The 24,742-nt window shown below is 42.7% G+C and carries 27 protein-coding genes and 1 tRNA gene; 7 read left to right on the top strand and 21 right to left on the bottom strand.

Annotated features, from left to right (window positions below; translation table 11 throughout):
* Positions 1-4 precede the first annotated feature (4 nt).
* On the bottom strand, positions 5-556 hold the full coding sequence (locus tag NSQ43_RS03340; RefSeq protein WP_339252998.1) for a histidine phosphatase family protein: 552 nt from the start codon (positions 554-556) through the stop codon (positions 5-7).
* Between the two features lie 125 nt (positions 557-681).
* Here NSQ43_RS03340 and NSQ43_RS03335 point away from each other — a divergent pair, with 125 nt between their 5' ends.
* Positions 682-876 carry a gamma-type small acid-soluble spore protein gene (locus tag NSQ43_RS03335; RefSeq protein ID WP_339252996.1) on the top strand — a complete coding sequence of 65 codons (195 nt, stop codon included), beginning with the start codon at positions 682-684 and terminating at the stop codon, positions 874-876.
* A 40-nt stretch (positions 877-916) separates the two neighbouring features.
* Here NSQ43_RS03335 and NSQ43_RS03330 read toward each other — a convergent pair whose 3' ends face one another.
* From NSQ43_RS03330 to NSQ43_RS03305, 6 genes are all read right to left on the bottom strand, one after another.
* On the bottom strand, positions 917-1,876 hold the full coding sequence (locus tag NSQ43_RS03330) for an alpha/beta hydrolase (RefSeq protein ID WP_339252994.1): 960 nt from the start codon (positions 1,874-1,876) through the stop codon (positions 917-919).
* A 379-nt stretch (positions 1,877-2,255) separates the two neighbouring features.
* Positions 2,256-2,417, bottom strand: coding sequence for a YfhE family protein (locus tag NSQ43_RS03325; protein ID WP_339252992.1), 162 nt, complete (start codon positions 2,415-2,417; stop codon positions 2,256-2,258).
* 67 nt (positions 2,418-2,484) lie between these two features.
* The gene (locus tag NSQ43_RS03320; protein ID WP_339252990.1) at positions 2,485-3,261 is read right to left on the bottom strand and encodes a 3-hydroxybutyrate dehydrogenase; all 777 of its coding nucleotides are present in this window, start codon (positions 3,259-3,261) and stop codon (positions 2,485-2,487) included.
* Between the two features lie 20 nt (positions 3,262-3,281).
* Positions 3,282-3,482 carry a hypothetical protein gene (locus tag NSQ43_RS03315; RefSeq protein WP_339252988.1) on the bottom strand — a complete coding sequence of 67 codons (201 nt, stop codon included), beginning with the start codon at positions 3,480-3,482 and terminating at the stop codon, positions 3,282-3,284.
* A gap of 140 nt (positions 3,483-3,622) precedes the next feature.
* Positions 3,623-5,284, bottom strand: a complete 1,662-nt coding sequence (locus tag NSQ43_RS03310; RefSeq protein ID WP_339254776.1) for a ribonuclease J — start codon at positions 5,282-5,284, stop codon at positions 3,623-3,625.
* Positions 5,285-5,362: 78 nt separating this feature from the next.
* Positions 5,363-5,434 (bottom strand) — tRNA-Asn (locus NSQ43_RS03305).
* A gap of 157 nt (positions 5,435-5,591) precedes the next feature.
* Here NSQ43_RS03305 and pgeF point away from each other — a divergent pair.
* A complete protein-coding gene (gene pgeF / locus NSQ43_RS03300) occupies positions 5,592-6,359 on the top strand; it encodes a peptidoglycan editing factor PgeF (protein ID WP_339252987.1) in 768 nt (255 codons plus the stop codon).
* Positions 6,360-6,849: 490 nt separating this feature from the next.
* Here pgeF and NSQ43_RS03295 read toward each other — a convergent pair whose 3' ends face one another.
* The 4 genes from NSQ43_RS03295 to NSQ43_RS03280 all read right to left on the bottom strand — a co-directional run bounded on the left by NSQ43_RS03295 (position 6,850) and on the right by NSQ43_RS03280 (position 9,391).
* Positions 6,850-7,521 carry a GNAT family N-acetyltransferase gene (locus NSQ43_RS03295; RefSeq protein WP_339252986.1) on the bottom strand — a complete coding sequence of 224 codons (672 nt, stop codon included), beginning with the start codon at positions 7,519-7,521 and terminating at the stop codon, positions 6,850-6,852.
* 15 nt (positions 7,522-7,536) lie between these two features.
* The gene (locus NSQ43_RS03290; protein WP_339254774.1) at positions 7,537-8,190 is read right to left on the bottom strand and encodes a GNAT family N-acetyltransferase; all 654 of its coding nucleotides are present in this window, start codon (positions 8,188-8,190) and stop codon (positions 7,537-7,539) included.
* Between the two features lies 1 nt (position 8,191).
* On the bottom strand, positions 8,192-9,088 hold the full coding sequence (locus NSQ43_RS03285; RefSeq protein WP_339252984.1) for a carbon-nitrogen hydrolase family protein: 897 nt from the start codon (positions 9,086-9,088) through the stop codon (positions 8,192-8,194).
* A gap of 144 nt (positions 9,089-9,232) precedes the next feature.
* A complete protein-coding gene (locus tag NSQ43_RS03280) occupies positions 9,233-9,391 on the bottom strand; it encodes a hypothetical protein (RefSeq protein ID WP_339252982.1) in 159 nt (52 codons plus the stop codon).
* A 146-nt stretch (positions 9,392-9,537) separates the two neighbouring features.
* Here NSQ43_RS03280 and NSQ43_RS03275 point away from each other — a divergent pair, with 146 nt between their 5' ends.
* A complete protein-coding gene (locus NSQ43_RS03275; RefSeq protein WP_339252980.1) occupies positions 9,538-10,788 on the top strand; it encodes a hypothetical protein in 1,251 nt (416 codons plus the stop codon).
* Between the two features lie 31 nt (positions 10,789-10,819).
* Here NSQ43_RS03275 and NSQ43_RS03270 read toward each other — a convergent pair whose 3' ends face one another.
* A complete protein-coding gene (locus NSQ43_RS03270; RefSeq protein WP_339252978.1) occupies positions 10,820-10,969 on the bottom strand; it encodes a hypothetical protein in 150 nt (49 codons plus the stop codon).
* 122 nt (positions 10,970-11,091) lie between these two features.
* On the opposite strand from NSQ43_RS03270, the gene NSQ43_RS03265 reads away from it, so the two are divergent.
* Positions 11,092-12,000, top strand: a complete 909-nt coding sequence (locus NSQ43_RS03265) for an NAD(P)/FAD-dependent oxidoreductase (protein ID WP_339252976.1) — start codon at positions 11,092-11,094, stop codon at positions 11,998-12,000.
* 237 nt (positions 12,001-12,237) lie between these two features.
* Here the strand turns inward: NSQ43_RS03265 and NSQ43_RS03260 are convergent, their stop codons facing one another.
* Positions 12,238-13,698: a YdiU family protein gene (locus tag NSQ43_RS03260; RefSeq protein WP_339252974.1), complete on the bottom strand. Its 1,461-nt coding sequence runs from the start codon at positions 13,696-13,698 to the stop codon at positions 12,238-12,240.
* A 133-nt stretch (positions 13,699-13,831) separates the two neighbouring features.
* Complete coding sequence (locus NSQ43_RS03255; protein ID WP_339252973.1) at positions 13,832-14,029, bottom strand: hypothetical protein; 198 nt, start codon at positions 14,027-14,029, stop codon at positions 13,832-13,834.
* A 414-nt stretch (positions 14,030-14,443) separates the two neighbouring features.
* On the opposite strand from NSQ43_RS03255, the gene NSQ43_RS03250 reads away from it, so the two are divergent.
* Entirely contained in the window at positions 14,444-15,166 is a 723-nt protein-coding gene (locus NSQ43_RS03250) for a toast rack family protein (RefSeq protein WP_339252972.1), read from the top strand.
* 44 nt (positions 15,167-15,210) lie between these two features.
* On the opposite strand, the gene NSQ43_RS03245 is transcribed toward NSQ43_RS03250, so the two are convergent.
* On the bottom strand, positions 15,211-16,389 hold the full coding sequence (locus NSQ43_RS03245) for an MFS transporter (RefSeq protein ID WP_339252970.1): 1,179 nt from the start codon (positions 16,387-16,389) through the stop codon (positions 15,211-15,213).
* 189 nt (positions 16,390-16,578) lie between these two features.
* On the opposite strand from NSQ43_RS03245, the gene NSQ43_RS03240 reads away from it, so the two are divergent.
* A complete protein-coding gene (locus tag NSQ43_RS03240) occupies positions 16,579-17,199 on the top strand; it encodes an MjaI family restriction endonuclease (RefSeq protein ID WP_339252968.1) in 621 nt (206 codons plus the stop codon).
* On the opposite strand, the gene NSQ43_RS03235 is transcribed toward NSQ43_RS03240, so the two are convergent.
* The 6 genes from NSQ43_RS03235 to NSQ43_RS03210 form a co-directional block, all read right to left on the bottom strand.
* Positions 17,168-18,217, bottom strand: coding sequence for a site-specific DNA-methyltransferase (locus tag NSQ43_RS03235; RefSeq protein ID WP_339252966.1), 1,050 nt, complete (start codon positions 18,215-18,217; stop codon positions 17,168-17,170). The two genes, NSQ43_RS03240 and NSQ43_RS03235, sit on opposite strands and share 32 nt — an antisense overlap.
* A gap of 847 nt (positions 18,218-19,064) precedes the next feature.
* Positions 19,065-19,571, bottom strand: coding sequence for a DoxX family membrane protein (locus tag NSQ43_RS03230; protein ID WP_339252964.1), 507 nt, complete (start codon positions 19,569-19,571; stop codon positions 19,065-19,067).
* A gap of 414 nt (positions 19,572-19,985) precedes the next feature.
* A complete protein-coding gene (locus NSQ43_RS03225; RefSeq protein WP_339252962.1) occupies positions 19,986-20,369 on the bottom strand; it encodes an NUDIX domain-containing protein in 384 nt (127 codons plus the stop codon).
* Positions 20,370-20,497: 128 nt separating this feature from the next.
* A complete protein-coding gene (locus NSQ43_RS03220) occupies positions 20,498-21,262 on the bottom strand; it encodes a DUF6339 family protein (protein WP_339252960.1) in 765 nt (254 codons plus the stop codon).
* Positions 21,263-21,265: 3 nt separating this feature from the next.
* Complete coding sequence (locus tag NSQ43_RS03215) at positions 21,266-22,111, bottom strand: hypothetical protein (RefSeq protein WP_339252958.1); 846 nt, start codon at positions 22,109-22,111, stop codon at positions 21,266-21,268.
* A complete protein-coding gene (locus NSQ43_RS03210; RefSeq protein WP_339252956.1) occupies positions 22,101-24,026 on the bottom strand; it encodes a hypothetical protein in 1,926 nt (641 codons plus the stop codon). Before NSQ43_RS03210 ends, NSQ43_RS03215 begins: the two co-directional genes overlap by 11 nt.
* Positions 24,027-24,252: 226 nt before the next feature.
* Here NSQ43_RS03210 and NSQ43_RS03205 point away from each other — a divergent pair, with 226 nt between their 5' ends.
* Entirely contained in the window at positions 24,253-24,684 is a 432-nt protein-coding gene (locus NSQ43_RS03205) for a very short patch repair endonuclease (protein ID WP_339252954.1), read from the top strand.
* Positions 24,685-24,742 lie beyond the last annotated feature (58 nt).

Genomic DNA, 24,742 nt, shown 5'->3' with positions numbered 1-24,742 from the left:
CCCCCTAAATCAAAACATCATCTTTCCAAACACGTTCCACATGTGTTTCAGAACCCCCAATCTGAACACGATATACATCCGGATTCGTGAGAGCCCGCCATTCCTCAAACCCAATCCTGTCATCAAAACTTTTCAACAGCAATGTCATGAGATTTCCGTGCGTCACTAAAACTACCTTCGAATCATCCGGCAGCTCATCAACTACTTTTCGCGCGCGTTCCATCGCCTCTTCCGTCGACTCGCCACCTTCAAACTTTAGATGAACATCCAAGAAAGTTTGTTCTAATTTCACGAGCCAATCTTCAAGATGTTGTGAACTCAACGTTCGCTCCGCAAGCCTACTATCTTCTTCATAATGAATTCCCTTCAAATCAGCAATCGGCTTGGCGGTCATCCTTGCCCGAACGAAAGGACTTGTTATAATTCGATCCACTTCGATTTCCTTGAAAAAAACCGCCAACTTTTCAGCCTGCATAATCCCCTCTGCAGTTAAATCCGCATGGGGTGCCTGTCCATCAGCCGAACAGTGTCGTACAAAATAGATAGTCTTTTCCATTCTTCCCACCTCCAATTCTACTTTTCCCTCCACTGGATTAGAAGAAACATTTTGATAGTTATAACAATAATAGCATGAAAACTTTATACGGTGGAATGCTAATTCAACATTGGGAGGTGTAAATTATGAATGAACCGAAAAAGTTCACAGAAGCTGGGACGGATATCGAAGAAGTAATGCGTCAAAATGCGAACTCCGGACTTAGTTATAACGAGATAATGGCAATCATAGCCCATACTGAAGGGAAAGGGACTTCCCAGTATAGCGACACAGATCCTGAAAAGGTGAAGAGGCAGATTCATGGGGATATTAATCAATAATGTTAAAAAGCAGGTTCCCAGTCAAACGGGAACCTGCATTTCATTTCAAATACCGGTCAAGGAAATTATGGACCTTCAATTTATACGTCTCTCCGGAAAGCGCATATGCTTCACCATGATTTGCATTTGGTACAAGGAAGATCTCGGCATCGCTTGAGGTCTCTTCGTATAATTCCTCTGCCATCTCCGTCGGCACAAACGTGTCGCTCATACCGTGGATATAAAAAATCGGGACGGACGCCTTTTTCACTTCTTTCAACGCGCTTGCCTCTCTGAACGAATAACCAGCCCTTATCTTCGTCAAAGCGCTTGTTCCATCCAACAACGGGAAAGCAGGCAAATGGAACATCCGATTCATTTGATACGTGAAAAGTTGATAAACAGATTGATATGGACTATCCGCAACGATGGCTTTCACCTGGAGAGGGAGTTCCTTCTCACCGCTTGCCATTAATACGGTTGCGGCACCCATCGATAACCCGTGGTATGCAATTTCCGTTTTCGGACCTAACTTTTGCACTAACAGATTCGTCCAATCGATCAAATCAAGGCGATCGTGCCAGCCGAATCCGTAATAATTTCCTTCACTTTTTCCATGCCCTCTCGCGTCCGGCATGAAGATATTATAGTCCAACTCATTATGATAAAACTGACCGAACAGCCCCATCTGTTTAGCGTGGCCCAAATAGCCATGCGTCAAAATGACAAGCTTATTCGAAGGTTTGGATGCGGGTAGATAATAGCCAGTTAGCTGCAATCCATCACGTGAAGTCAGATGGAGAGTTTCAAACTTCTGCGCTCTCACCCACTTTAACCAATCACCATTCAGATAAAGATCCATTGACTTCTCTGACACTTCCAAATCGGCATTCCCTTGTAAGTACTCTTTAGGGCCACGCTTAATCGCCAATTCATAGAAAAAGAAACTGCCAGCAACTTGAATCACCAGGAAGACGGCTGCAAAAAGAACCAATAATTTCTTCCAATTTATTTTAATCATGCTCATTTCCTTTACTTTTATCTATTTCATGAAGCTAACTCTAATTATATAGGAAAATAAAATAATATTATAGATGAAAATGAAAGTTTATCAAATAAATAATGGCGGTTTTCGGAACGTGGAAAGTGCTTTATCACCGACTCGAGCGACTTTATCACCGACTTGCGGTCCGTTATCACCGACTCTCGGAAGTTTATCACCGACTCTCAGTTAGTTATCACCGACTCGGGAAAATCCCTCTCTTTTGACGAGCTTAAATACATCTAATCTTATGATTGCGATCAGAACTTTATTAATTGAACACGGCCTCTATGCACAGCAAGGCATAAAAAAAGCCACAACCGATTGCAGGGGGATGCAATCTGTCGTGGTCTTTTTATTATTGGTCTTTTTCTTGTTTTTTATTCGCTATTTGGTTCCCTATTTCTTTCGCAGCTTTGTCTGCACTCTTAAATTCCTTGGCATACAACACTTCTTGCGTCGAGGTTAAACCATTATTTTTTACGGTCAGCGTTTCATGAGGTTCTTTCTTTTGATTCATAGATAAGTCTCCTTTCGTCCATCTACAAATCAGTTTTCCCATATCGCTGCAATTTATCCGATTTCGATTACTGTGCTGTATAGCCACCATCCAAGACAACCGCTTGGCCTGTTACACCCTTCGCTTTGTCACTTGCTAAAAATACAGCATAGTCCGCAATTTCTTGGACGGATAACAACCGTTTCTGAGGGACAAGTGGATAGATGACCTCTTCAAAAACCTTCTCAAGTGGTACATTTCTTGTTTTAGACAAATCGGCAAGTTGCTTTTGGACAAGTGGCGTGTCCACGTAACCCGGGCATAACGCATTGACGGTAATGCCAAATGGTGCCGCCTCAAGCGCAGAAACTTTCGTCAACCCGATGACACCATGCTTTGCACTGTTGTATGCGGCTTTGCCGGAAAATCCAATAAGTCCGTTGATAGACGCCATATTAATGATCCGCCCGAATTGCTGTTCTTTCATGAGTGGAAGAGCCTTTTTCGTCGCTATGAAAGGCGCAGTGAGCATCACTTTTACAAGAAGCTCAAATTTTTCCGTCGGGAATTCTTCAAGCGGGGAAACATACTGTAACCCCGCGTTATTTACTAATATATCAAGATGCCCAAATGCTTTAATCGTCACATCAAAACTATTTTCGATATCTTCTTCCTTCGTAACGTCACAAGCAACTGCCAATGCCTCGTACCCCTCGGAGAACAGTTGCGCAGCGGCTTGATCAGCCGCTTCTTTATTCAAATCGCTAATGACAACTTTGGCCCCTTCTTTCGCAAACTCCTGCGCGATTTTTAGACCAATTCCGCTTGCTGCACCTGTTATTAATGCAACTTTCCCCTTCAACATACGAACGCCCCCTTTTTAATTCATTTTACAGGAATTTCAATCAATTCACCAATTGGTTTCATATCGTTTAGTTGCTGTTGAGAAAGTTTTGAGCATAGAAACTGCATTCTTAGGCGCAAAAACCGTTTTCTTGAGCGGAAAGAAGAATTCTTGAGCGGAAAATCGCTTTCTTGAGCGCCAAGTAGAATTCTTGAGCAGAAAATCAATTTCTTGAGCGCCAAGAAGGATTCTTGAGCGGAAAATCGCTTTCTTGAGCGCTAAGAAGAATTCTTGAGCGGACTTAATCTTTCTTGAGCGCGGGAGACGGTTTCTTGAGCGTGGAAACTAAAAAAAACCACGATTTCTCGTGGCTTTCCTCTAATCAAATCTCTATAATGAACGGCAAAATCATCGGCCGTTTCTTCGTGCGGGCAAACAACAGCTTTTCAATGGACCTTCGAATTGTATGCTTCAGATCATTCTTTCTACCTCTGCTTAAATGCTCCGTCTCCGTATTATCGACAATCGTAACGACGAGCTCATTTAATTCCTTGAATAAATCTTCGGCCTCGCGCTCATATATGAACCCGCGCGAAACTGTGTCAGGTTTCATGATCAGCTTGCCATCCGATTTGCTGATTGTGATGATGATAAGGAGCATGCCTTCCTCGGCAAGAAGCTTTCGGTCGCGCAATATAATCTTTCCGACTTCTCCGATTCCCATGCCATCGACAAATACATGGCCGGCTTGGACAGTTCGTGTTTGCCTCGCTACAGACCGTTCAATATCAACCACATCACCATTGTTGATGATGAAAATATTTTCGCCTTCTACACCGACGGATTCTGCCAATATGCGATGTTGCTGCAACATCCGGTATTCACCATGGATGGGGATGAAATATTTTGGTTTCATCAGTGTGAGCATCAATTTCAATTCTTCCTGGAAACCGTGTCCTGACACGTGCATACCCGAAGCACTGCCAGATCCATAGATCACTTTCGCGCCAAGGAGGTATAAATTGTCGACGATGCGCGATACGCTTTTTTCATTCCCGGGAATCGGGCTCGATGCAAGAATGACCGTGTCGCCAGGCAGAATGGAGACTTGCCTGTACGTACCCGTCGATAAACGTGAAAGTGCCGCCAGCGGCTCGCCTTGGCTACCTGTGCAGATAACGACGACTTGTTCAGGATCCATTCCGTTTATTTGATTGGCCTCAATGAGCATGCCTTCAGGCAGCTTCAAATACCCCAATTCCTCGGCAACGGAGAAGACATTCACCATGCTCCTCCCTAACAGTCCGATTTTCCTGTTTGTCTTGACGGCGGCATCGATGATTTGCTGAAGCCGGTGGACATTTGAAGCGAATGTCGAAATGAAAATCTTCTGGTCGGCCTTCCGGAACGCTTCTTCAATATGCTCCCCAACAACCCGCTCCGACAATGAAAAGCCCGGGCGCTCGGCGTTCGTGCTTTCGGATAGAAGCAGCAAGACGCCATTCTGCCCTATCTCAGCCATCTTGTGAAGATCCGCATAATCTCCGCCGACCGGCGTCAAGTCGAACTTAAAATCCCCCGTATGTACGACAGTCCCTTCTGGAGTTTGAAAGACTATCCCTAAACAATCGGGGATACTATGACTTGTTTTGAAGAAGGAAACGTTGATTTCACCGAATTCGAAAGTGGATTCATTATCTACTAAAAAACGTTCAGTCTCCCTCAAAAGCCTATGCTCCTTCAATTTCAACTCGATCAAACCAAGCGTCAACCTCGTAGCATAGATGGGCATGTTTATTTGCTTCAATAAATACGGAATTCCGCCGATGTGATCTTCATGACCATGTGTCACAAGCAGTGCGCGGATTCTGTCTTTATTCTCCTGTAAATACGAAATATCCTGTATGATCAAATCAACGCCTAACAAACTTTCATCTGGAAACTTCGAACCGCAGTCAATGACTAAAAGATCATCACCGTATTCAAGTACGTACATATTTTTCCCGATTTCATTGATACCGCCTAAAGCGAAAACCGATAACATTTTAGTCGCAGTCAACTTTATGTCCTCCATTCTTCTACAATTGCAGAAAAGCCCCTTCAAAGAAGAGGCTTTTAGGAACTCCGAAAGTAGGACTCGAACCTACGACCGATCGGTTAACAGCCGATTGCTCTACCACTGAGCTATTTCGGAATGAAATGATTACGAGCTTATAATAACCAATGCAAATAAAATTATTCATCCCATCCATTTTTTTAATCATCAATTTATTTTGTGTTTTTTATGGTAACGTGAACAACTGTCATGGTTGTCCAGTAAATTATCGAGTATAGTATGAACAGGTGATGATATGAAAACAATTCTTTATATGGACAATGAAAAGTTCATTGCAGGAACTACTTTAAGGGACGAATCGGCTCCAGAATTCAATAATATGGCGTTTCACGCTTGCATTGATCCTGAATCTGTCCTAAAAAATCGTAAGCAGCTATCTGTTTCATTGGGCTGCGGACCTCGAGATTTTGTCTGTGCAAGTCAAACGCATAGTGCGAATTTCCATAAAGTGACGAGTGCCGATAAAGGGCGTGGAGCGGAAATTGGAGCAACCGCAATACCTGATACCGATGCACTTTACACGCTTGAGCCGAATATTGTGCTTAGCAGTTTTACGGCGGATTGCGTTCCCGTGATTTTTTGGAATGAAGTGAATGGCCTCATCGGCGTCATCCATTCGGGCTGGCAAGGTACAGTCAAAGAAATTACTACGAAGGTGTTCGAGCATTTGAAAACTGTAGAGAAATGCGATTTAGAGGATTTCCACGTGCAAATCGGCATGGCATTGAGCGAGGAGAAATTTGAAGTGGATGCAGATGTGTACTTGAAGTTCAAAGCGCTTGGGTACGCGGATGAATTCATGTATTTCAATAGCGAAACGGGTAAGTATCATATCGACAATCAGAAGACTGTGAAGAAACAATTGGAGTTGGCAGGCGTTTTAGCGGACCGGATAACAATCGATCGGACTTGCACCTATTTAAGCGAAGATGGCTTTTCATACCGCCAAGATAAGAAAGCGGGAAGGCATTTGAGTTTTATCATGCGGAAGAGTATGGAGTAAACGAGCGCTTTTCTGAATAAACGAGTGGAATTAGATTTAAACGAGCGCTTTTCGGGATAAATGAGCGGATTCAGAATTAAACGAGCGCTTTTCGGGATAAACGAGCGGATTCAGAATTAAACGAGCGCTTTCCGGAATAAACGAGCGGATTCAGAATTAAACGAGCGCTTTCCGGAATAAACGAGCGGATTCAGAATTAAACGAGCGCTTTCCGGAATAAACGAGCGGATTCAGAATTAAACGAGCGCTTTCCGGAATAAACGAGCGGATTCAGAATTAAACGAGCGCTTTCCGGAATAAACGAGCGGATTCAGAATTAAACGAGCGCTTTCCGGAATAAACGAGCGGATTCAGAATTAAACGAGCGCTTTCCGGAATAAACGAGCGGATTCAGAATTAAACGAGCGCTTTCCGGGAGTAAACGAGCGCATGCTACACGATATTATATAAAAAACAGGTGAGGGGATTAAATCTCCTCACCTGTTTCACATTACAATGGACGCAACGCAACTGTTTCCTTCTGCTTCAACCCGTCCACCATATCAAGCCATTGCTGAGGTTTATTCGACAGCACTGAATAATAATCAGATAAGAAATCGACAATCAAGTTAGATGGAATCTCATTTACTTGCTCATCCGTCGGCATGAAGCAGAAGTCCAAGCCTTCCACCGCTTCCCCGTCATTTTTCCAAGATGGGTGAACGTATGCGAAGTCAAGGCGCTTGTAGCCAAGATGAGAAAGCACTTCCCGTCTCACATACGGATTCATCGCCATAACACCACCGAAAGCGAAGTCTTCTCGCTCGTATGGGTCATAGATTTCAGCGAACATGCCAAACAGCGTCTTGCCATTTTCCTGTGCCAATCGATGCAAATCTTCTTCGCGCTTTTTCGCCAGGAATCGGCCGATGCCAAGTCCCGACTGCCCGATAATCGTGAAATCCGTCATCGCAATATTCCAGTCCGGATAATAGCGGTATTCTGTCGCCCCAACAACTTCCCCTTCATGCACCGCAACAAAAACACGGATACTTGGATCTTCAAGCGGCTCCTTCCACAAATCGAATTCCAACACCTCTTCGGGTGGGAAAATCTCACCTAACAAGTTGTGCATTTTCGCAAATAGCGGATCCTCGATATTGTTCACACGAATAAATTCCATCTCTTTTTCCCCCTATCAATCCATACGGAACGGATTTTTCCACTCCATTAATAACGCATAGTTATGCGACTCTTCATCATCCAAATAATTCTCGATCAACGTGACGGGCATGCGGCCACAGCGAAGCAAGAATGTAATGACGGGATCCTTCAAAGTACCTTGGACAACCTTCTCTACGTACTGCTCAGCAGACATTTCCTTAGAGAACTTCCCGTAGCCGGGCATCCGCCCGCCTCCAAGTACCCGCTTCACATCAAGCTTTACACCTAATTGATAGATTGCCTGCATCATCAATTTGCCAAGCCCTGCTTTCCTGAACTTCGGACTGATGCAAATATCGACGATGTAAAGTGTATCGCCAGCCGGTTCATGCGTACGGATATAGCCATTATCCGTCACGTCTTCCCATCTATGTTTCGGTTCGTCGGGATTGAAATTCACACGCAACCCCGTCATCGACCCTATGATTTTACCTTGGTATTCTACACAGATTGCGCCTTCAGGAAAAAGACGAACATGATTTTCAAGCTGCTCTTCATTCCACCAGAGCTCCTCCGGAAATGGTGGTGGAAAGCATTCCGCCTGCAGTTTAATCATAGCGTCGAAATCTGTGCGTGTGTAATTGCGGACAACGACAGGAATGAATGCCCCTTCATAAGGGACCATCATCTCACTGCGATATGCCACTGCTCTCGCTCCCTACCGGTTTTTCTCCCCAATCCGTATACAGATCCGTCCTGCGATCTCGCCAAGTCGTCACGGAGCCTTTCTCTCGTACTTGATATAACAAGCTCAAATCCAAATCAGCCGTGATAAGCATATCGTCATTCAACTCGCCTTCCGCAGCCAATCCTTTTGGCGGGAACGGAATGTCATTCGGTGTGATGATAGCAGCTTGCCCGAAGTTCGCACGCATGAAATCGACCGTTTGCAACGAACCAACCGTTCCAGTAAGCACGACGTATACTTGGTTTTCGATGGCGCGGGCATGGCTCGTATATCTGACACGATGGAACCCATGACGGTCATCTGTGCAAGAAGGACAGAAAATGACGTCCGCCCCTGCCGCTTTCACCATCCGTACGATTTCCGGGAACTCGATGTCATAGCACGTCAGAATGGCGATCCGTCCCTTTTCGGTATCAAATACTTTCAGCTCGTCCCCCGCAGCCATATTCCAGCCTTCTATTTCGAAAGGAGTGATATGCAACTTCGCCTGTTCTTCCACCGTGCCGTCCGGGAAGAAAAGATGCGCGACATTATAAAGGCGCCCCTCACGCTCCAATACATGAGTGCCGCCGATAATATGCATTTTCGTTTCTTTTGCGAGTCTCGTAAACAGCTCCAAATACTGGCCTGTAAAGCTTGGAAGCGCCTCAATCGGCAAAGCGTTGCCGTTTTCATCACCAATGGAAAGCAACTGCGTCGTGAAGAATTCCGGGAATAAAACAAACTCAGCATCATATTCTTGAGCATTGCGAATATAGTGCTCACATTGCTTCGCAAACTCGTCAAATGATGAAATCGAATGCAAATGATATTGCACAGCGGAAACACGAAGTTTCATAACATCAACCCCCTATTTACACGTAATTAGCAACATCATAATATATATATGACATAAAGTCATTCATTTTTTTAATAGTTAGATATAGTTGGCTTACGGACATTAAAAAGATGCTTCCTGTACGGAAAGCATCTTAGGTATACATTAAGGTTTTTGCTGTCTTTTCATTTCGTTTCGTGCTTCTTCCTTAATCGATTCCATCTCGATCTCCGCTTTTTTCGCAGCCTCATTCGCAATCGAAGCCGGCTCTTTCGCCCGTGAGTTGTTTTGTTTATCGTCCTTGTCGCCAGCATAGCTTTTCATGATGATCACTCCTTTTGTTGATACTTGTACTATTCCCAAAATAGTAGCCATCCAAAACCAAAGATGGCTAAGTTCGATACGAGATGTTTCGAAACAAGGCACAGCTGGAAAAATATGATACCATCGTTCTATAAAGGAGCGATTCGATGGATAAAAGAATAAAATCAATTGCCGATAAGGCGAAGAAAAAGTTTGGCCTTGAACGGTATCGTCTTGCAAGGCATACGTTTCATGAAGATCGGAAGAATTCAGGTTTCATTTTGAATATGGAATGGTTTCCCATCGATTTTGACGGACCGGATGAAGAGGATATGAATCCGGATGGAACGGCGAGCATTGATTACGACATTCAAAGTGAACGTTTTACAAGTGCGATTTTTACAATGGGAAAGTCCTTTTCGACCGCCCACCCATTCAAGGAGAAAACGATTGAAGAAGCTGCTGCTTGGTTGGAGAAAACAACCGGATTGGCCTACAACCATGATTTTTTCGCAGAACAAGCAAGTGAAAACGGGTTCCGATTCATTGCGAGATTAGATGGCGTTAAACTTATACCTACTTTCCAATTGAACGTCGAGTTCGATGCTGACGGAAAGTTGCTTCTTTATTCCGCTTATGGTGAAGCACCGAATTGGGGGCTCATAGAAAAACAGGAGTTTAATTTGACGCTTGAAGAAATCGAACCAATTGTCAAAGAACATCTCACTCTTGTCAAATTCCCTTCTGAATCGGAAGAAAGATTTGTCCGCGTCTATGCAATTGATGAAGTTTACGTTACAGTCGATGGAAAACGCACCATTCCATTCTTGTTAGATGATCAAATGACGTTGAAAATGGATCATTTGATGGATTGGAAGGAACCGTTGGAAGGCAGGATTGAACAGAAATTCACCGATCCTGCAAAAGAAGTGAGTGCCGATGAAGCTTTCAGTTCGTATACAGTGGAAGATATCGTTTTAACTGATGAAAAGATTGAAGCGTGTGTCAAACTTGTCCATGATGCATTGCGAATGGAGTACCCCGACGACAGTGGAAAATGGACTTTGAGGGAATTGCGCCCAACACACACTCACATCGAAGCTTTCTGTTATGCGGACAATCCCGACAATTTTATATTCAGTCCGAAAATGGCACTGATTATCGACAAGGACGCGACAGCAGTTACTAATTTTATCGACAATGAAGGGATGTTTGACCTTTTCAATTCATTCACCCCGGCACAGAAACCAAAAGTAGACCACGAAACCGCTTTTGAAAAGATGGTTCCTTATATCACATTGGATCCGGTCTATGTTTATGACAGGGAACTTAAAAAATACGTTCTTTGTGGATTAATCGATTCCGAACAGGCAGTCGATGCCTTTACGGGTGAAGTCTTGAATCTTCGAGATTTATAATTAGAAAAACAGCCTGAAATAAGGCTGTTTTTCATCTAACAAACGCATAATACAATACATAGAGCCAACTAAGAATCCCATGGAATATCGCCCATAGTATCGATTTATGGACACTCCAGGAAATGACAACTGCCAAGCAAGTTCCAAGCCCAATACCGCGCTCCACCATTTTTTTCTCCAATATCCATCCCCCCTGCTCCAATATAAGCGCAATCGCACTGTATCATGAACACTAATTTTACTGAGCCTAAGCTTACAAATTTCAAGGAAGGGTAAACTGTACTAAAAAGGGATGAACCACTGATGAATTATGAATGTGCGATTATTGGCGGCGGGCCGGCTGGATTGAATGCGGCGCTTGTACTTGGACGGGCGAGACGAAAGGTGCTTCTTTTCGATTGCAATCAACCAAGGAATAAGCCAACACGAATGGCTCATGGATTCATCACCCGTGATGGCGTCCCTCCGACCGAACTCAGACGTCTTGCCCATTCAGAACTTGCCAACTACCCATCTGTGAAGATAAAAAGTGATAGAGTTGTTTCCATTACGCGGCTTGATAAAACACATTTTGAATTAAAAACGGAAACTGAAGTTTTTCACAGCAATAAAATCATATTGGCAACAGGATTAAAGGACGAACAGCCAAACATCCCGAATATCGAGAAATTCTATGGGACAAGCATTTTTAGTTGCCCCTATTGCGATGGATGGGAGCTGCGCGATCGACCGCTTGCCGTCATCGCGGATAAAAATGTGTTCAAACTCGCGAAAGAAGTGTACATATGGAGCCGCGATTTGGCTGTTTTTACAAATGGCGAAGGTCGGCTTGAGTTAGAAGAACGGGATCAATTGCTTGCAAAGGGCATTCAAGTGTATGAAGACATCATTTCTGGACTGGAAGGCGAAAACGGGCAACTCCGCAGCGTTCGTCTTGAGGATGGAACGCTAATTGACCGATTCGGCGGATTCGTCACTCCGTTATGGAGCCACCCTAACAACTTTGCGGAGGAGCTTGGTTGTGAGTTGAACGAGTATGGCGGTATTAAAACGGATGAATATGGAAGGACTACTGCTTGGAATGTCTATGCCGCCGGGGACGTAGCGAACATCGTGCCCTCCCAACTCATTATTGCAGCAGGATCAGGCAGTGCGGCTGCAATCGGAGTGAATGGTGATTTGACGAATGAGTTTTTTGATGGTTCATTGTAGAAATGAAGGTGGGTTTTGTGCTTGTGATAGGTTAAAGGTCCTGTTTTGGTGATATATTTGCGGATTCAATCGATATAGTTGCCGATTCAATCGATAAATTTATGTATTCAATAGATAAACGTACTTATTCAATAGATATCTCCCAAAAAACTCAATTCATAATTCCCTACTCAACGGGAACAGTACTTATGGAATAAAAAGAATCCGTGGCGAATGCCGCGGATTCTTCTTCTTTTTTCATGTGCCGCAGAATGTCCGATATGGAGTTGTCGAATTGGACGGCATTGTGTATTCATCTTGTTCAGCCGTGTACGCGTAAGGATTGGCAAGCACTTCCAATAATCGCTCCATCACACTGAAATCACCTTCAATTGCTGCATCCAACGCTTCCTCGACCCGATGGTTACGTGGGATTACGGCCGGGTTGCTGTCCCGCATCAATTGTTTAACTTCTTCATCAGACTGCGATTGACGTGAAAGCCTGTCCTCATAGCGCTCGAGCCATTCGTCAAATCCGGAAGCTTTACACATCGGCAACTCCTCGAGCCGATCAGTTGTCAAAGCACTGAATGTATTCGTGTAATCCGCGTGGTTGTTCTTCATCAATTGCAGAAGATCCTTTGCAAGCTTTACATCCAGTTCTTCCTCATTGAAAAGGCCTAACTTGCTTCTCATCCCGGACAGCCAATACATATGATACTGCCTACCAAATCCCGATAATGCTTGTTCCGCAATCTTTATCGCTTCTTCCCGGTCATCATGCAAGAGTGGAATGAGTGTTTCCGCGAAACGGGCAAGATTCCATTCGGCGATGCCGGGTTGATTGCCGTAGGCGTAGCGTCCTTGCCTGTCAATGGAACTGAAGACGGTCGCTGGATCATAGGTATCCATGAACGCGCAAGGTCCGTAGTCGATTGTTTCGCCGCTTATTGTCATATTATCCGTGTTCATGACGCCGTGGATAAATCCGACAAGCTGCCATTTGGCGATTAACGACGCTTGGCGATCGATCACCTTTAAAAGCAATGACTCATAACGGTTTGCGTCGCCCGATACTTCAGGATAGTGTCGCTCGATTGCATAATCCGCCAAGGCTTTTAAATCTTCCACAACTTGGCGAGCTGCTGCATATTGGAACGTTCCGACACGTAGATGACTGTCAGCAATCCGTGTCAGAACGGCCCCTTCAAGTGTCTCTTCCCTGTGCACGGGATTTCCCGTTACAACGACTGCGAGGCTACGGGTAGTCGGGATTCGCAGAGCGTGCATCGCCTCACTAATGATGAATTCACGCAGCATCGGGCCAAGGGCCGCTCGACCGTCACCGCCTCGGGAAAACGGAGTCCTGCCTGAACCCTTCAGCTGGATATCCACCCTTTTGCCGGATGGAGTCATTTGCTCTCCAAGCAAAACGGCCCGTCCGTCGCCAAGCATCGTAAAGTGCCCGAATTGGTGTCCTGCGTATGCTTGAGCAATCGGTTTTGCGCCTTCAGGTATCTTGTTTCCTGCAAAAACAGCAACTCCATCTTCACCCTCGAGCGCCTCTTCATCCAATCCAAGTTCAGCGGCCAAAGGGTAATTCAGAATAACCAATTCAGGTGATGATGATTGTTCCGGCAAGGTTTCCGCGTAAAATGCATCAGGCAATCGGGAATAGCTGTTGTCGAAATCCCATCCGATTCCATCGACTTTTTTCATAGTTCCCACTTCCTTCTTGAGCAACTTTATAATAAGTATACCCTGTAATTATAGTATCAAAGAAAAAACGGGGAAATAAAAAATCCACCCAAACGAAGTTCTCGTTCAAGGATGGATTCATTCACTTTATCGATCAAATCCACCGCGGTCTGCGACGTGGACTTTGTTCCCTGCTTTCCCTGATTTCCCTTTCTTTCACTTCTGATTTGTGAGTATGATGACTTGCAAGTCGGCCATTTCTACGGGGATCCTGCGAGATGATTTCATTCATTCCCGACGTACCAGCCTTACCCATCACTTTTCGAATTTCATCTTCAAAAAAGAGCGACATGCCCAAACCTCCTTTCCCGTTGTATGGAAAAAGGATTCGTCAAAGCCCAACAACTTTCCGCCACAACGCATATCCTCCCTCGTCATATTGTATGCAGGTAGTCAACTGAGAGGAGAGATAAGTGCATACTTATTGATAAAAAATCCATTTACATTTCCATAATGATTGTTGTAATAATGCCAAGGACCAAACCAACAAAGACGACAGCTCCATATAGTAACGCTCGCTTCAATTCCTCATCCTTTCACGATGTCTTTTATCCAATGTATTAATTGGACAGGCAAAACATGTTTAACTGCCTAAAAACGACTCAGTCCAAAGACGTACCGTAAAATCAATCATTCGACTGGTAGATTATTCTATAAAGTGAGATAAGATAAGATTATAGAAAAGGGACGAGAGGAGAACAGGTTTATGAATAAATTATTAGGGATTGCTCTGACGGCTGGTTTACTTGTCATATTGGGGATTTACGGGTACAACAAATGGACTGCCAAGGCTGCCGGGAATGAGATTTCGATTCCAAAGGACAATGCGGAATCTTTAAAAGTGGAGATTGACTTCGGTGTAGGTAATCTGTTCATTAGCGGCGACTCACATGAATGGGTTAGCGGGGATTTTTCTTACAACCATAAAAAGCTTGAACCGAAAGTGAATTATAAGGTACGTAAAAATGTCGGCCATGTTGACATTAAGCAAGGTTCAGTTACAATGTTCGGGTTCAATAAGCGTAAATGGAAGAATGATTGGGATCTGCAACTTACTAATGATATTCCAATCGACTTGGAGGTCGATATGGGTGTTTCGGATTCAACATTGGATTTGAGAGGCCTCCAACTGAATAACCTTGTAATCAATAGCGGCGTTAGTGATTCTACCATTGACCTAAGCGGGAAATGGAAAAAAGGGTTCCGCACGGATGTGGATTTGGGTGTTGGGGATGTGACCTTCATCCTTCCAAAGGATACGGGAGTCCGACTAAACGTCTCGAAAGGGCTTGGCACATTGGGTACAAAGGATTTTATCAAACAAAAAGATGGTGTTTATGTCAATGAAGCTTTCGCGAAGTCAGATGTTGTCATAGATATTTTCCTCAATTTCGGCGTAGGGGATGTCGAATTTAAAATTGTTGAATGAAGTGAAACAGCGTCTACGGGAATATCCGTGGACGCTGTCTTTACTTATGATTTTACTGAAAGATTTATTTCGGTCTTCTTTTTCGTCCAGAAAAATGTCAGTATAGATCCGCCAACCAAAACGATTGTTGCGAATATAAAAGGATAATCGACATCGATGTCGAATAGCTTACCACCGATAATCGGTCCTAATACAGTACCGATGCTTGTGAACATCGAATTCATGCCCCCGACAAATCCTTGTTCATTGCCCGCTACTTTCGACAAATAGGACGTCGCCGCAGGACGGATCAAATCAAAACCAGCAAATACGATCATCGTTACAACAAGTATGCTGAAATACGAGTTTACAATCGTCATCGCGCCTACCATGACGGCTGAAAATACCATACTCAGCAGAATGAGCTTTTTCTCACCCATTACCTTTGTTAGCCGATCGAATAATAACAGCTGTGTGATTGCACCGACAATCCCGCTACCCGTAATGATGATGGCGATATCCTTCGGTGTAAACCCAAATTTATGGTCGACAAACAGGCTGAAAACCGCCTCAAACGACATCAATCCAAACGACAGGACCAATATAATCATGAACACGATAAAATAAATCGGCGCGAAAATCCGTTTGAATCCCGGTTTCTGACCCGTTGTAGTCGTTTCCTCATAATTACGCTCTGGCTCCCGAAGCATGATCAGTGAAAAAATCGCTGCAAATAGTGCCAGTGCTGCCGCAAAGAAAAACGGCACTCTTGTCCCGTAACTCGCCAAAAACCCACCGATCCCCGGGCCGATGATGAACCCTGTAGAAATGGCTGCTGACATATAACCAAGTGCTTTTGCCCGTGTTTCGGACGTTGTAATATCCGCGATAAACGCCGTCACTGCCGGCATGATAAACGCGGCACTGACCCCTCCAAGAATACGGGATGCGAATAATACCCATACATCCTGCCCAATTGCAAATAATAATTCGGACACACTAAAGATGAACAATCCGATGACAAGTATGATTTTCCTTCCAACGGTATCGATGAGCTTGCCTGCAATCGGGGAAACAATAAGTTGGGCAACTGCAAAGGCCGCAACCATATTCCCGACAACAGAGCCCGATAGATGCATTTCGTTCATCAACGTAGGCAAAACGGGGATTACTAAACCGATGCCTAAAAATGCAATAAATAAATTGGTCAACAACAAGACCAATGTGAGTGTCTGTCTCTTCATATTTTTCTCCTATAGCGGATGCAACTTCTTCCACGGTGCCCGCTTTTGTTATTTCAATATCATAACAGGTGCATGACTGGAGACACAAGATTGGTGAACTTTGAAGGGGTTCACCAATCGTCAACTTGAACGGAACACGACATGTGTAGGATAATGATAATAGAATCAGTGATTAAGGAGAGGGTTTAAGTGAAATCAATCGGGAAGATAAATACGGATTATATTTATGACGCAAATGATACAGTTCCGCGTGAGTTTCCAAAATACACGACACAACTCATGAATTTGGCGAATAGCAATGCACAAGGGACCCGCCCAAATGTCGTAGGACCGATGGCAACGTATTTCCAGGAGTTTTTGGATGAAGTACCTGCTCCTTCTATTGAAGACTGGGAAAAGTGGTATACAGACCGTGAACCGGGGGCGAAAGAACGTGCCAAGGCAAGGATTCTTCCTCAAATCGAACGGTTAAAAGAGGCCATTCAGTTGATAGACGAATCGCTTGTTGATAAGTGGTTGGATGATTTATTAATCGATAAAACGTACAACGGCTTATATGTACAAAAAGCAATCATACAAAAAGTGAGTGAACATTTCGATGTGCCATTTGCTGTTTCAACTGCTGCAGATGAAAGCAAAGGAATTGATGGATATATTGGAGGAACGCCGATTTCCGTCAAACCTGACACATACGAGAACTTGACAAAGTTAAAAGAGCAGATCGACGTTCCAATTGTTAGTTATAAAGTGAATAAAAGCAGTAGGAATATTGAGGTGTTTATCCCTTTGGATTTAGATCCTCATAACTGACCGTTACAAAGTCATCTTCACGGGTAATCTCATCAATCAGTGATAATTTTATATTTACTTCCTGCCGTGTTTTTACTTTTGTATCCAAATGATCATTCTCATACCATTTATCCTTACCAAGCAAGAGTTGCTGTTCGATAAATTCCGTATGACGCTGGAACCGTTTAACGACAATGTCATTCAGCTCTTTCTTGAGCAGCAATGCATTGCTTGTTACCGTTTCAGCAAGTAGCGGATCAATTTCCACACCGTAGCTATTGCGCTCCGCACACATTGCAGCAAACATCGACGTACCAGTTCCAACAAATGGGTCAAGAATCGTGTCGCCTTTCATCGAATACATATTGATGAGGCGATAAGCAAGTTCGAATGGATAGGCGGCACTTCTTTCGCGCCCACTTGAGATGTTTTTAAACTTCTGGGATTTCCCCTGAAACTCCCATAGATCGGAGAACCATTGGTTTCGCTCCTCCCAGAAAAATGCACTTTCCTGTCGAATTGCTTTTTCGTTATTTTTAAATACTCGTTTTCCGCCCTTACGGAAGATCAGTATGTATTCATGCTCATACGTAACATATGCACCGGAAGGCAGCATACCCGAACCCATGAATTTATTTGGAGCATTTGTTGTTTTTCTCCAAATGATATCCGGCAACACCGAATACCCCATTGAAACGAACTTCTCTATGATCTTCGAGTGGTTCGAGTACATTTGGAAATGTCCATCAATCGTCCTCGTTGCATCCCCGATATTAATACAAACAAAGCCATGGTTCGCTACTTTTTTGTCTACTTCTTCCCAAATATCGTTTAACACATCATGCATGAGATTGAATGCTTTATATGGTTCAGTCATTAAATGCTCTTCGATTTCCGGTTTTTGCTTCATGAAAATTTCATCCCACATTTCGATCATCGGATAGGGAGGGGATGTTATAACTAATGAAACAGACCCGTCAGGTATTTCTTGTAAGTTGGCAGCATCTTTATTCAATATAGAATGCTTTGTCATGTTCATTTGTATATCATCCTGTTCTAAGTAATAGTGTTCCCATTATAGCGAAAATGCGTTCGTACTGCAATGATTTCCGGGCAAGCGCAAAAACTGGCTTTCTGTGACGGCATTTAATAATATGATAGGTTGCACTGTTGATTTGCGCTTCAGGCGGACGCTTTCCGGGGGCATGGCTTGAGCCAATCGAACCACGAAGAGTTCGATTTGCCGTATTTCTGCGGTTTTTGCAGAAATTAAGGCATCCGCTTATATTCCCTGCTCTCAACGCTTCGCTTTTGTTCGCAAAAGCCGTCCTACGTAACGGCTTTGGCAGGAGTCGCCGCCTTACGCTTCAATCAACGGAAATTCTTACACTTTAAAATTCAGCAATAAACTTCACGCAAGTTGAATAAAAACTATGATTTATGTATACTAAAGGTATTAGCACATATAGTAAAAAAGACCGTCCGATGCTCGAACATTGAACGGTCAATAATAGCAATAGTTCCCCAAGGGGATCGGCAGTTATTAGTGGAAAATAATCCATCCTAAATGAGCCTCTAACTCAAGGATGGATTATTTTTTTTCGTTTTTGAATGACAAAAGAGCTACGATTAATGCTGCGAATGTAAAAACGAGCATTAGTGCTTCAAATTCAGTCACATCGACCACCTCCCTTCACGGGAAATGACCGATCATCTTGGGGATACCTATGCTATTGTTTTTAATTTTACCACACATATGTTCGCATTGAAAGTATTATCACCGAACAATTCGGACAAGCCATCGTATTGAACAGAGAAATATAAATGTAGAAAAAAAAGCTTGTTATGTCTATTGAGACATAACAAGCTTTTCAAATTCTATACAGTTATCCGGCACTTGTACCAATTGCAGGATCCAAACGTCTCTTTTCGACATCTTTTTTGATTGTCGGAATGAGGAGACGATCGATGCCAAAGTAAGCCGCACTTTTCGCCATGACTAAAAGAAGTACGGTGACGAGCAACAAAGTAGGATTAACACTGATTGTTCCTGCCCAAAGGAAATTCAAATTCATAAAGCCGCCAGCTACCAAAGCCGGTATCGTTAATGCACCTAAAATGAGGCCTAATCCAACAAGTAATTCTCCCCATGCAACAAGGAAGCTAAATAGTCCAGAGTTCGGAAGGGCTACGGTTTCAAGAAACGAAGCATACCATCCTTGTACAACTGCATTTTCTCCTTGCGATTTCGCGATGGCTCCCTGTATAAATCCACTTGCATCAAACCCTGTCGATACTTTTCCAAAACCGGCTTTCAACCACTGAACACCTAACCAAACGCGGAATACCGTGAGCAATGCAGCAACTATTTTATTTTCAAATATTTGTTTCATGTCAATTCCTCCTATGTGATGTTTTATTGGGTTATAGCCTTTTGTTACTCTTACTATAACGCGGAAGAATAGGGCGAACAACTCATTTGTGAATGTTTTCACAAAGTAGACACGAAGCTTTGTCATGTTTGTGAATATCTTCACAAGGCCATTTATTTCATACAAACCTATTCCGTTCCGCCGAGAAGGATTATCTCGCTATGCCCGGGAATCACGGAGACGTTAGATGCTTTACAGCTTAGTGCTTACAGGTGGCCAGGAGTTCATACCAACACAAAAAACCGAATGAGTGATGGATTCAGCTCATTCGGATGAGAATTTTTATTGAAATTAAATTTAAGATACCAGGCCTTTCACTCAATTAAACCGGAATCCCCTTACCTCGAACATTTTCCGCCATACGAATATAATCTTTCAAAAACTCCTGGCATCGGGTTGCTCGTACACCTCTTCAGGCGTCATCCAATACAAAGCCGCCACCTCATCAGCACTCACCGCATACGGCTCACCACTGAATTCCTCACATAAGAAAATGACATTCACCACCGGCTCCCCTTGGTCCGTCAAAAAGCTTGTACTATGCACATAACGCGGTTGACCTTCGATGACAAGACCTACTTCTTCCGCTACTTCCCGTGCAATGGTGCGTTCTAAAATGTCGGATGGTACTTCTTCCATTTCCACTTTTCCGCCGATTAGTGCTATTCCACCTGGCGCGTGGTCTTCTTTTTCGCTGCGTTTGCAGAGTAAATATCGGCCTTCCCTGTAGATGGCCGCCTCTGTGTTGACGATGAACATAATCGCTCCTCCATTCCCTCTTCCTTGTTAACTATCTTCCAGATTGAATAGGGAATCTCCTTCTTATGAGAAAAGCAGAGCCCCTGGAATGACTGGGCTCCGCTTTTAATTCCACCTTGAATATTTCCTCAAATCATGACAGCTACTCTATCAAGATTATAAACTTTTCTAATCCTTGCCGTTACAATCTCTTCCACTTCATCTTCCTCGAGCATATCGAGAATCATCGCTCCGCCTAAGATGTTAAGGTACCTGTTCGCCTCTACAAAGTGTTCACGTTTGATTTGTAACCCTTCGTTTTTAAATGCTATAAGAGCGCGTAAAACACCTTTAGTGATATTGGGATTCGATGTGAAGTTACTAGAGAAAAAGACAACACATCTTGCCGAAAAGTCAGCCGATGAGAAAAACTCGGTTAGCCAATACGGATCCTCTTTATTTGCTTCATCGTATGTCATATAGCCTACCCACCACAGTCGTGCCAACAGATGAACATACAATGATCGTTTTGCACCATGGGTGAAGAAGAGTGCAGACTGTATACGCTTATCGTTTTTCTTTTCCAAATCCGTCGATAAGCGGTAATAGGTAAATTCCCGCATTTGCATATGTGCTAAGCCAGCCCATAATCGCTCATGTGTAGCTTCTGCCACAGTCAAATGTTTTAAGGCTTCATACACTATCTTTACATTTTCGAAGTCACTCACTAAATAGTCGCTGTCAAAATTAAATATTGGTTGCTTATAGTCAATATTCGAATCATAGGTCGCACCTTCTTTTGAAAAATAACTATCGAACCATTCACTTTCCTTAATATAGTAATGTTCCTTATAAGCATCAAAATTGACGCGTAAGTCTTGTAAAGTGTTTTCAGATAGAAACTTTATTTTCATCAACTAATCCTCCTCTTTGATAAGTTTCTCAATTTCTTTAAACGATTTTCCGAGAGGATTTCTTAGGACAAGTTGCACCGCCTGGATAACAGGCACGGTTCCATCTAACACTTGTGTAAACGGTATATTGTTATTATCAAATATTTGCTCAAGAACTTGGTACCACTTATAGTCTTCGTAACCTGTATTATCTTCTTTCAATGTGTGAAAGACATCTACCAAACATGGTGTGAATACCGTGGCTAAAATCGTATCTTTTAATCTCGAACCTGCATATTCCGCATACTTGTCATATATTTCTTTCGGCAGCTCTATCAAAATTTGATCAGAACTCATTTGAATACTCATGTACTCTGACTTCTCAACACGACGAACTGTAATTATTGATGGCAAATTTTGTGTTTCTGTGTCCTCTTCGTGTAGAATAATTTCTATCGCATCTGCTGTTGCCAACATGTTTCCCTTTTCAAAGGTCAATGGTAATTCACGATAAAAATCATTCAGCTGAACATTCGTATAGTTATTGATAGTAGCAGCTGCTACCACAAACGGACGAACCTCCATTTTCCCTCTCAATTGATGATCACTAATTTTTGTTGAGATGTTCGGCAAACTCGATTTAACAATTGAACGGAAACTCGTTTGCGGACATTCAATATGCATTACATATAAAGCTTTTCCCTCTGCTATCAATCTTTCAATACCTTCGTTTTCCAAAGTGCAGAACATTTCAAGACTCACTTGGCCGAATGACTTTTCAGCTTTTAACTCCACTTCGAATTTTGAGGATTGATAATTATCATTTTCCTTATTGAGTACTGGGTATGGAAGGCTGCTGTTAAACCTCATATAAATCCACCTCCAGTACACAGTAATGTTCATAATCAACCTTAACATTTACATAGATGTCCTCTTTACCAACGTTATTTTTGAATCGGACCATATTGCCCGAGATAGTAACGTTATCAATTTGAGATGATTGAATATCTTTAACTGGTAGCTTGAACTCACCTTGCTCCCCTAACACTTTAAATTCAAGCCTACCTTTCTCGAATTTTTTCTTCGGCTTAACACTAACCAGATATAAACCTTCTTCTTTATTTACACAGATGTAACGTGTTTCTATTTCAATCGGTCTATTCTTTTCTTTCTTTTCATTTCCTTCTTTTTCAGTGCCTGTTCCTTCTTCCGCACTTCCTTGCTGACCATTTTTATTTCCAGACCCTCCACCTTTACCTGTGCCTTCTTCTTTCACTTCCGGTGAGTGCCCTGATTCTTCACCTTCAGGAGAAAGTCCTGCAGCTACTAAATCATCTAAATAACTCTCTCCACTTTTCCTCTTCTTTGGTTTCTTCGTTTGCTTGGCTTTTTTCTTTTGTTTTATCTCTTTAATTTTCATAGTAAGTGATTCACGCTTCTCTTGACCTTCTCCTAAGATAGGAGAATCTGGTAAGAAGTCGCTTAATCCGATTGCATCCATTGTGTCTGTAGTTTCAACTTGAAACGTTTTCTGTACGGTCTCACGCACAAACTTCCTTAGGTCACTGAAAGCACGTTCGGCATCTTTCGGACTCGGTTCATATCGGTTCGGCTCCCATAACGTATGTGCCGGATTTTCCATTTGCTTAAATACCTGGTTCATATGTCTACCGGTAATAATTAATATTCCTGTAAATGATATGCTTCCACTAATTCGGTTTTGTTCGAAAAGACGCATTCCTGCTTTTCTAGTCATTAGTACACGTCGATTCAGATCATCACCTTTCATAATGTAAAGGGTTGCTTCTCCTTCTTCGAATGTCCCTATAGTTTTGTACATCCTTTTAGGAGATGGAATACTTAATGCCTTATCTGATATGAGGACTTCATAATAGGATTTCACATGACGATATTCTTCCTTTGTCTCATCAAGTGACTGAATTAACTTTCCCAAATTCTCATGAGAAATTACCTCGTCCTCAATTCTTACAATCAATTTTTTTTGATGAATTGTTATAAAGAAATTATATATTACTGAATTTCGAATCGCATTTACCCAATTAGGCTTCGGTTTAAATCCTGCAATATAAATATCCGTTCCTGTCTCAGTTCGTTCAAAACTCGAGTCTAAATTCAAGAAACCTGAAATCGCTTTGGAACTTTCGTCGTCTGTGTAATAGCCGGAACCTACAGTCGTTAATCCAGGTTCCTTCTCAAACGACATAATATTTGCTACACCAATATGTGATTTGTAGTTTGTCTGATCTAATGATTCATAGAAAAGTGTACGCAACTTTGAATTAGCGAACGGTGCAGACTTACCAATACCAAAACTACCACCAGAACTATCACTTTTGTTTGACGAACCCGCCTCGCGGATTAATGAACTCCATGGTGATCCCAGTTCACCAGTTCTTGCTCCTTCCAATCCCTTAGTATTGAAATCACTAATTCGCAAAAATTGAATTGTAGGATGTTGCATAATTATTTGTGCTTGCTTGATAAATTGTTCACTTTTATCGTTTTTCCCGCTCCATGTTCGCTCACATTTTTTATAGACATCTACTAACTCACGCTGTTTCGGAAATTTAGTCGCCGGAATATCAAAGGACTTGAATTCAATAATAACTGGTTGAGTTTCATCCTTTACCGCATCCAAAGAATTTTGACATATCTCACGTGTTAATGAGTCAAGCTCATTACCACGAAACGTTTCTATACCGGCATTGTTTATTGAATTAATTAATCCACCCGAGGCTGCTGGAAAGTTCCAAAAAGATTTCATATACAGTTCCCCCTAACAGTTCATATTGCATTTTACATTCACTTAAATATTACTAATTAGTCCAATTTTATTATAACAGTATATTAGTACCTATCGGCTTCTATTCTATTATTCATTAGGACACTTCAGTCATATTATTCCTTGCACTTTGCAGCAGCATCTAAAATGAATCTTATTGTTTGCCCCCTCCTAAACCGGGAATCCTATATTAAAAAGGATGAAAATCATGGCTGACATCATGTCCAAAGAGCAACGCAGCAAAACGATGAGCAAGATAAAGGCCAAGTCCAAGTTGGAGAATATGTTTGCAAGTGCACTATGGAGAAGAGGTCTTCGTTTCCGCCGTAATGTCAGATCTTTAAAAGGAACACCCGATATCGCAATAAATAGGTACAAGATTGTAATCTTCGTTGATTCGTGTTTCTGGCACGTATGTCCTGAGCATTTCAAGCGTCCCAAAAGCAACGAGGAATTTTGGGATAAGAAATTTAAACGCAACCTGGAGAGGGATACAGAGATATCAAAGTATTACTCGGAGATAGATTGGCATGTCAAAAGAGTGTGGGAACATGAAATACGGGAGGACATCGAAAAGGCAGCGGATGAAACGATGGATTTTGTGAATGAAGTAAAACTTCAATATAAAAGCAAAAAATAAGTCCTAATTCTAAACTTTGATCTTGATCTTTTTGTCGAAATAGGTTATAATAGAGAAA

It is taken from the genome of Sporosarcina sp. FSL W8-0480 (genome assembly GCF_037963765.1).
Lineage (GTDB): Bacteria > Bacillota > Bacilli > Bacillales_A > Planococcaceae > Sporosarcina.
This window is presented reverse-complemented; position numbering and strand designations above follow the sequence as displayed.

Coding starts and splice junctions, on each gene's coding strand:
- NSQ43_RS03210 (WP_339252956.1), bottom strand. CDS start 24,026: ATGAAATCTTTTTGGAACTTTCCAGCAGCCTCGGGTGGATTAATTAAT.
- NSQ43_RS03245 (WP_339252970.1), bottom strand. CDS start 16,389: ATGAAGAGACAGACACTCACATTGGTCTTGTTGTTGACCAATTTATTT.
- NSQ43_RS03220 (WP_339252960.1), bottom strand. CDS start 21,262: ATGAAAATAAAGTTTCTATCTGAAAACACTTTACAAGACTTACGCGTC.
- NSQ43_RS03280 (WP_339252982.1), bottom strand. CDS start 9,391: ATGAAAAGCTATGCTGGCGACAAGGACGATAAACAAAACAACTCACGG.
- NSQ43_RS03340 (WP_339252998.1), bottom strand. CDS start 556: ATGGAAAAGACTATCTATTTTGTACGACACTGTTCGGCTGATGGACAG.
- NSQ43_RS03330 (WP_339252994.1), bottom strand. CDS start 1,876: ATGATTAAAATAAATTGGAAGAAATTATTGGTTCTTTTTGCAGCCGTC.
- NSQ43_RS03225 (WP_339252962.1), bottom strand. CDS start 20,369: ATGTTCATCGTCAACACAGAGGCGGCCATCTACAGGGAAGGCCGATAT.
- pgeF (WP_339252987.1), top strand. CDS start 5,592: ATGAAAACAATTCTTTATATGGACAATGAAAAGTTCATTGCAGGAACT.
- NSQ43_RS03205 (WP_339252954.1), top strand. CDS start 24,253: ATGGCTGACATCATGTCCAAAGAGCAACGCAGCAAAACGATGAGCAAG.
- NSQ43_RS03295 (WP_339252986.1), bottom strand. CDS start 7,521: ATGGAATTTATTCGTGTGAACAATATCGAGGATCCGCTATTTGCGAAA.
- NSQ43_RS03215 (WP_339252958.1), bottom strand. CDS start 22,111: ATGAGGTTTAACAGCAGCCTTCCATACCCAGTACTCAATAAGGAAAAT.
- NSQ43_RS03325 (WP_339252992.1), bottom strand. CDS start 2,417: ATGAATCAAAAGAAAGAACCTCATGAAACGCTGACCGTAAAAAATAAT.
- NSQ43_RS03335 (WP_339252996.1), top strand. CDS start 682: ATGAATGAACCGAAAAAGTTCACAGAAGCTGGGACGGATATCGAAGAA.
- NSQ43_RS03250 (WP_339252972.1), top strand. CDS start 14,444: ATGAATAAATTATTAGGGATTGCTCTGACGGCTGGTTTACTTGTCATA.
- NSQ43_RS03265 (WP_339252976.1), top strand. CDS start 11,092: ATGAATTATGAATGTGCGATTATTGGCGGCGGGCCGGCTGGATTGAAT.
- NSQ43_RS03275 (WP_339252980.1), top strand. CDS start 9,538: ATGGATAAAAGAATAAAATCAATTGCCGATAAGGCGAAGAAAAAGTTT.
- NSQ43_RS03285 (WP_339252984.1), bottom strand. CDS start 9,088: ATGAAACTTCGTGTTTCCGCTGTGCAATATCATTTGCATTCGATTTCA.
- NSQ43_RS03235 (WP_339252966.1), bottom strand. CDS start 18,217: ATGAACATGACAAAGCATTCTATATTGAATAAAGATGCTGCCAACTTA.
- NSQ43_RS03320 (WP_339252990.1), bottom strand. CDS start 3,261: ATGTTGAAGGGGAAAGTTGCATTAATAACAGGTGCAGCAAGCGGAATT.
- NSQ43_RS03255 (WP_339252973.1), bottom strand. CDS start 14,029: ATGTCGCTCTTTTTTGAAGATGAAATTCGAAAAGTGATGGGTAAGGCT.
- NSQ43_RS03230 (WP_339252964.1), bottom strand. CDS start 19,571: ATGAAACAAATATTTGAAAATAAAATAGTTGCTGCATTGCTCACGGTA.
- NSQ43_RS03260 (WP_339252974.1), bottom strand. CDS start 13,698: ATGAAAAAAGTCGATGGAATCGGATGGGATTTCGACAACAGCTATTCC.
- NSQ43_RS03290 (WP_339254774.1), bottom strand. CDS start 8,190: ATGATGGTCCCTTATGAAGGGGCATTCATTCCTGTCGTTGTCCGCAAT.
- NSQ43_RS03310 (WP_339254776.1), bottom strand. CDS start 5,284: ATGTTATCGGTTTTCGCTTTAGGCGGTATCAATGAAATCGGGAAAAAT.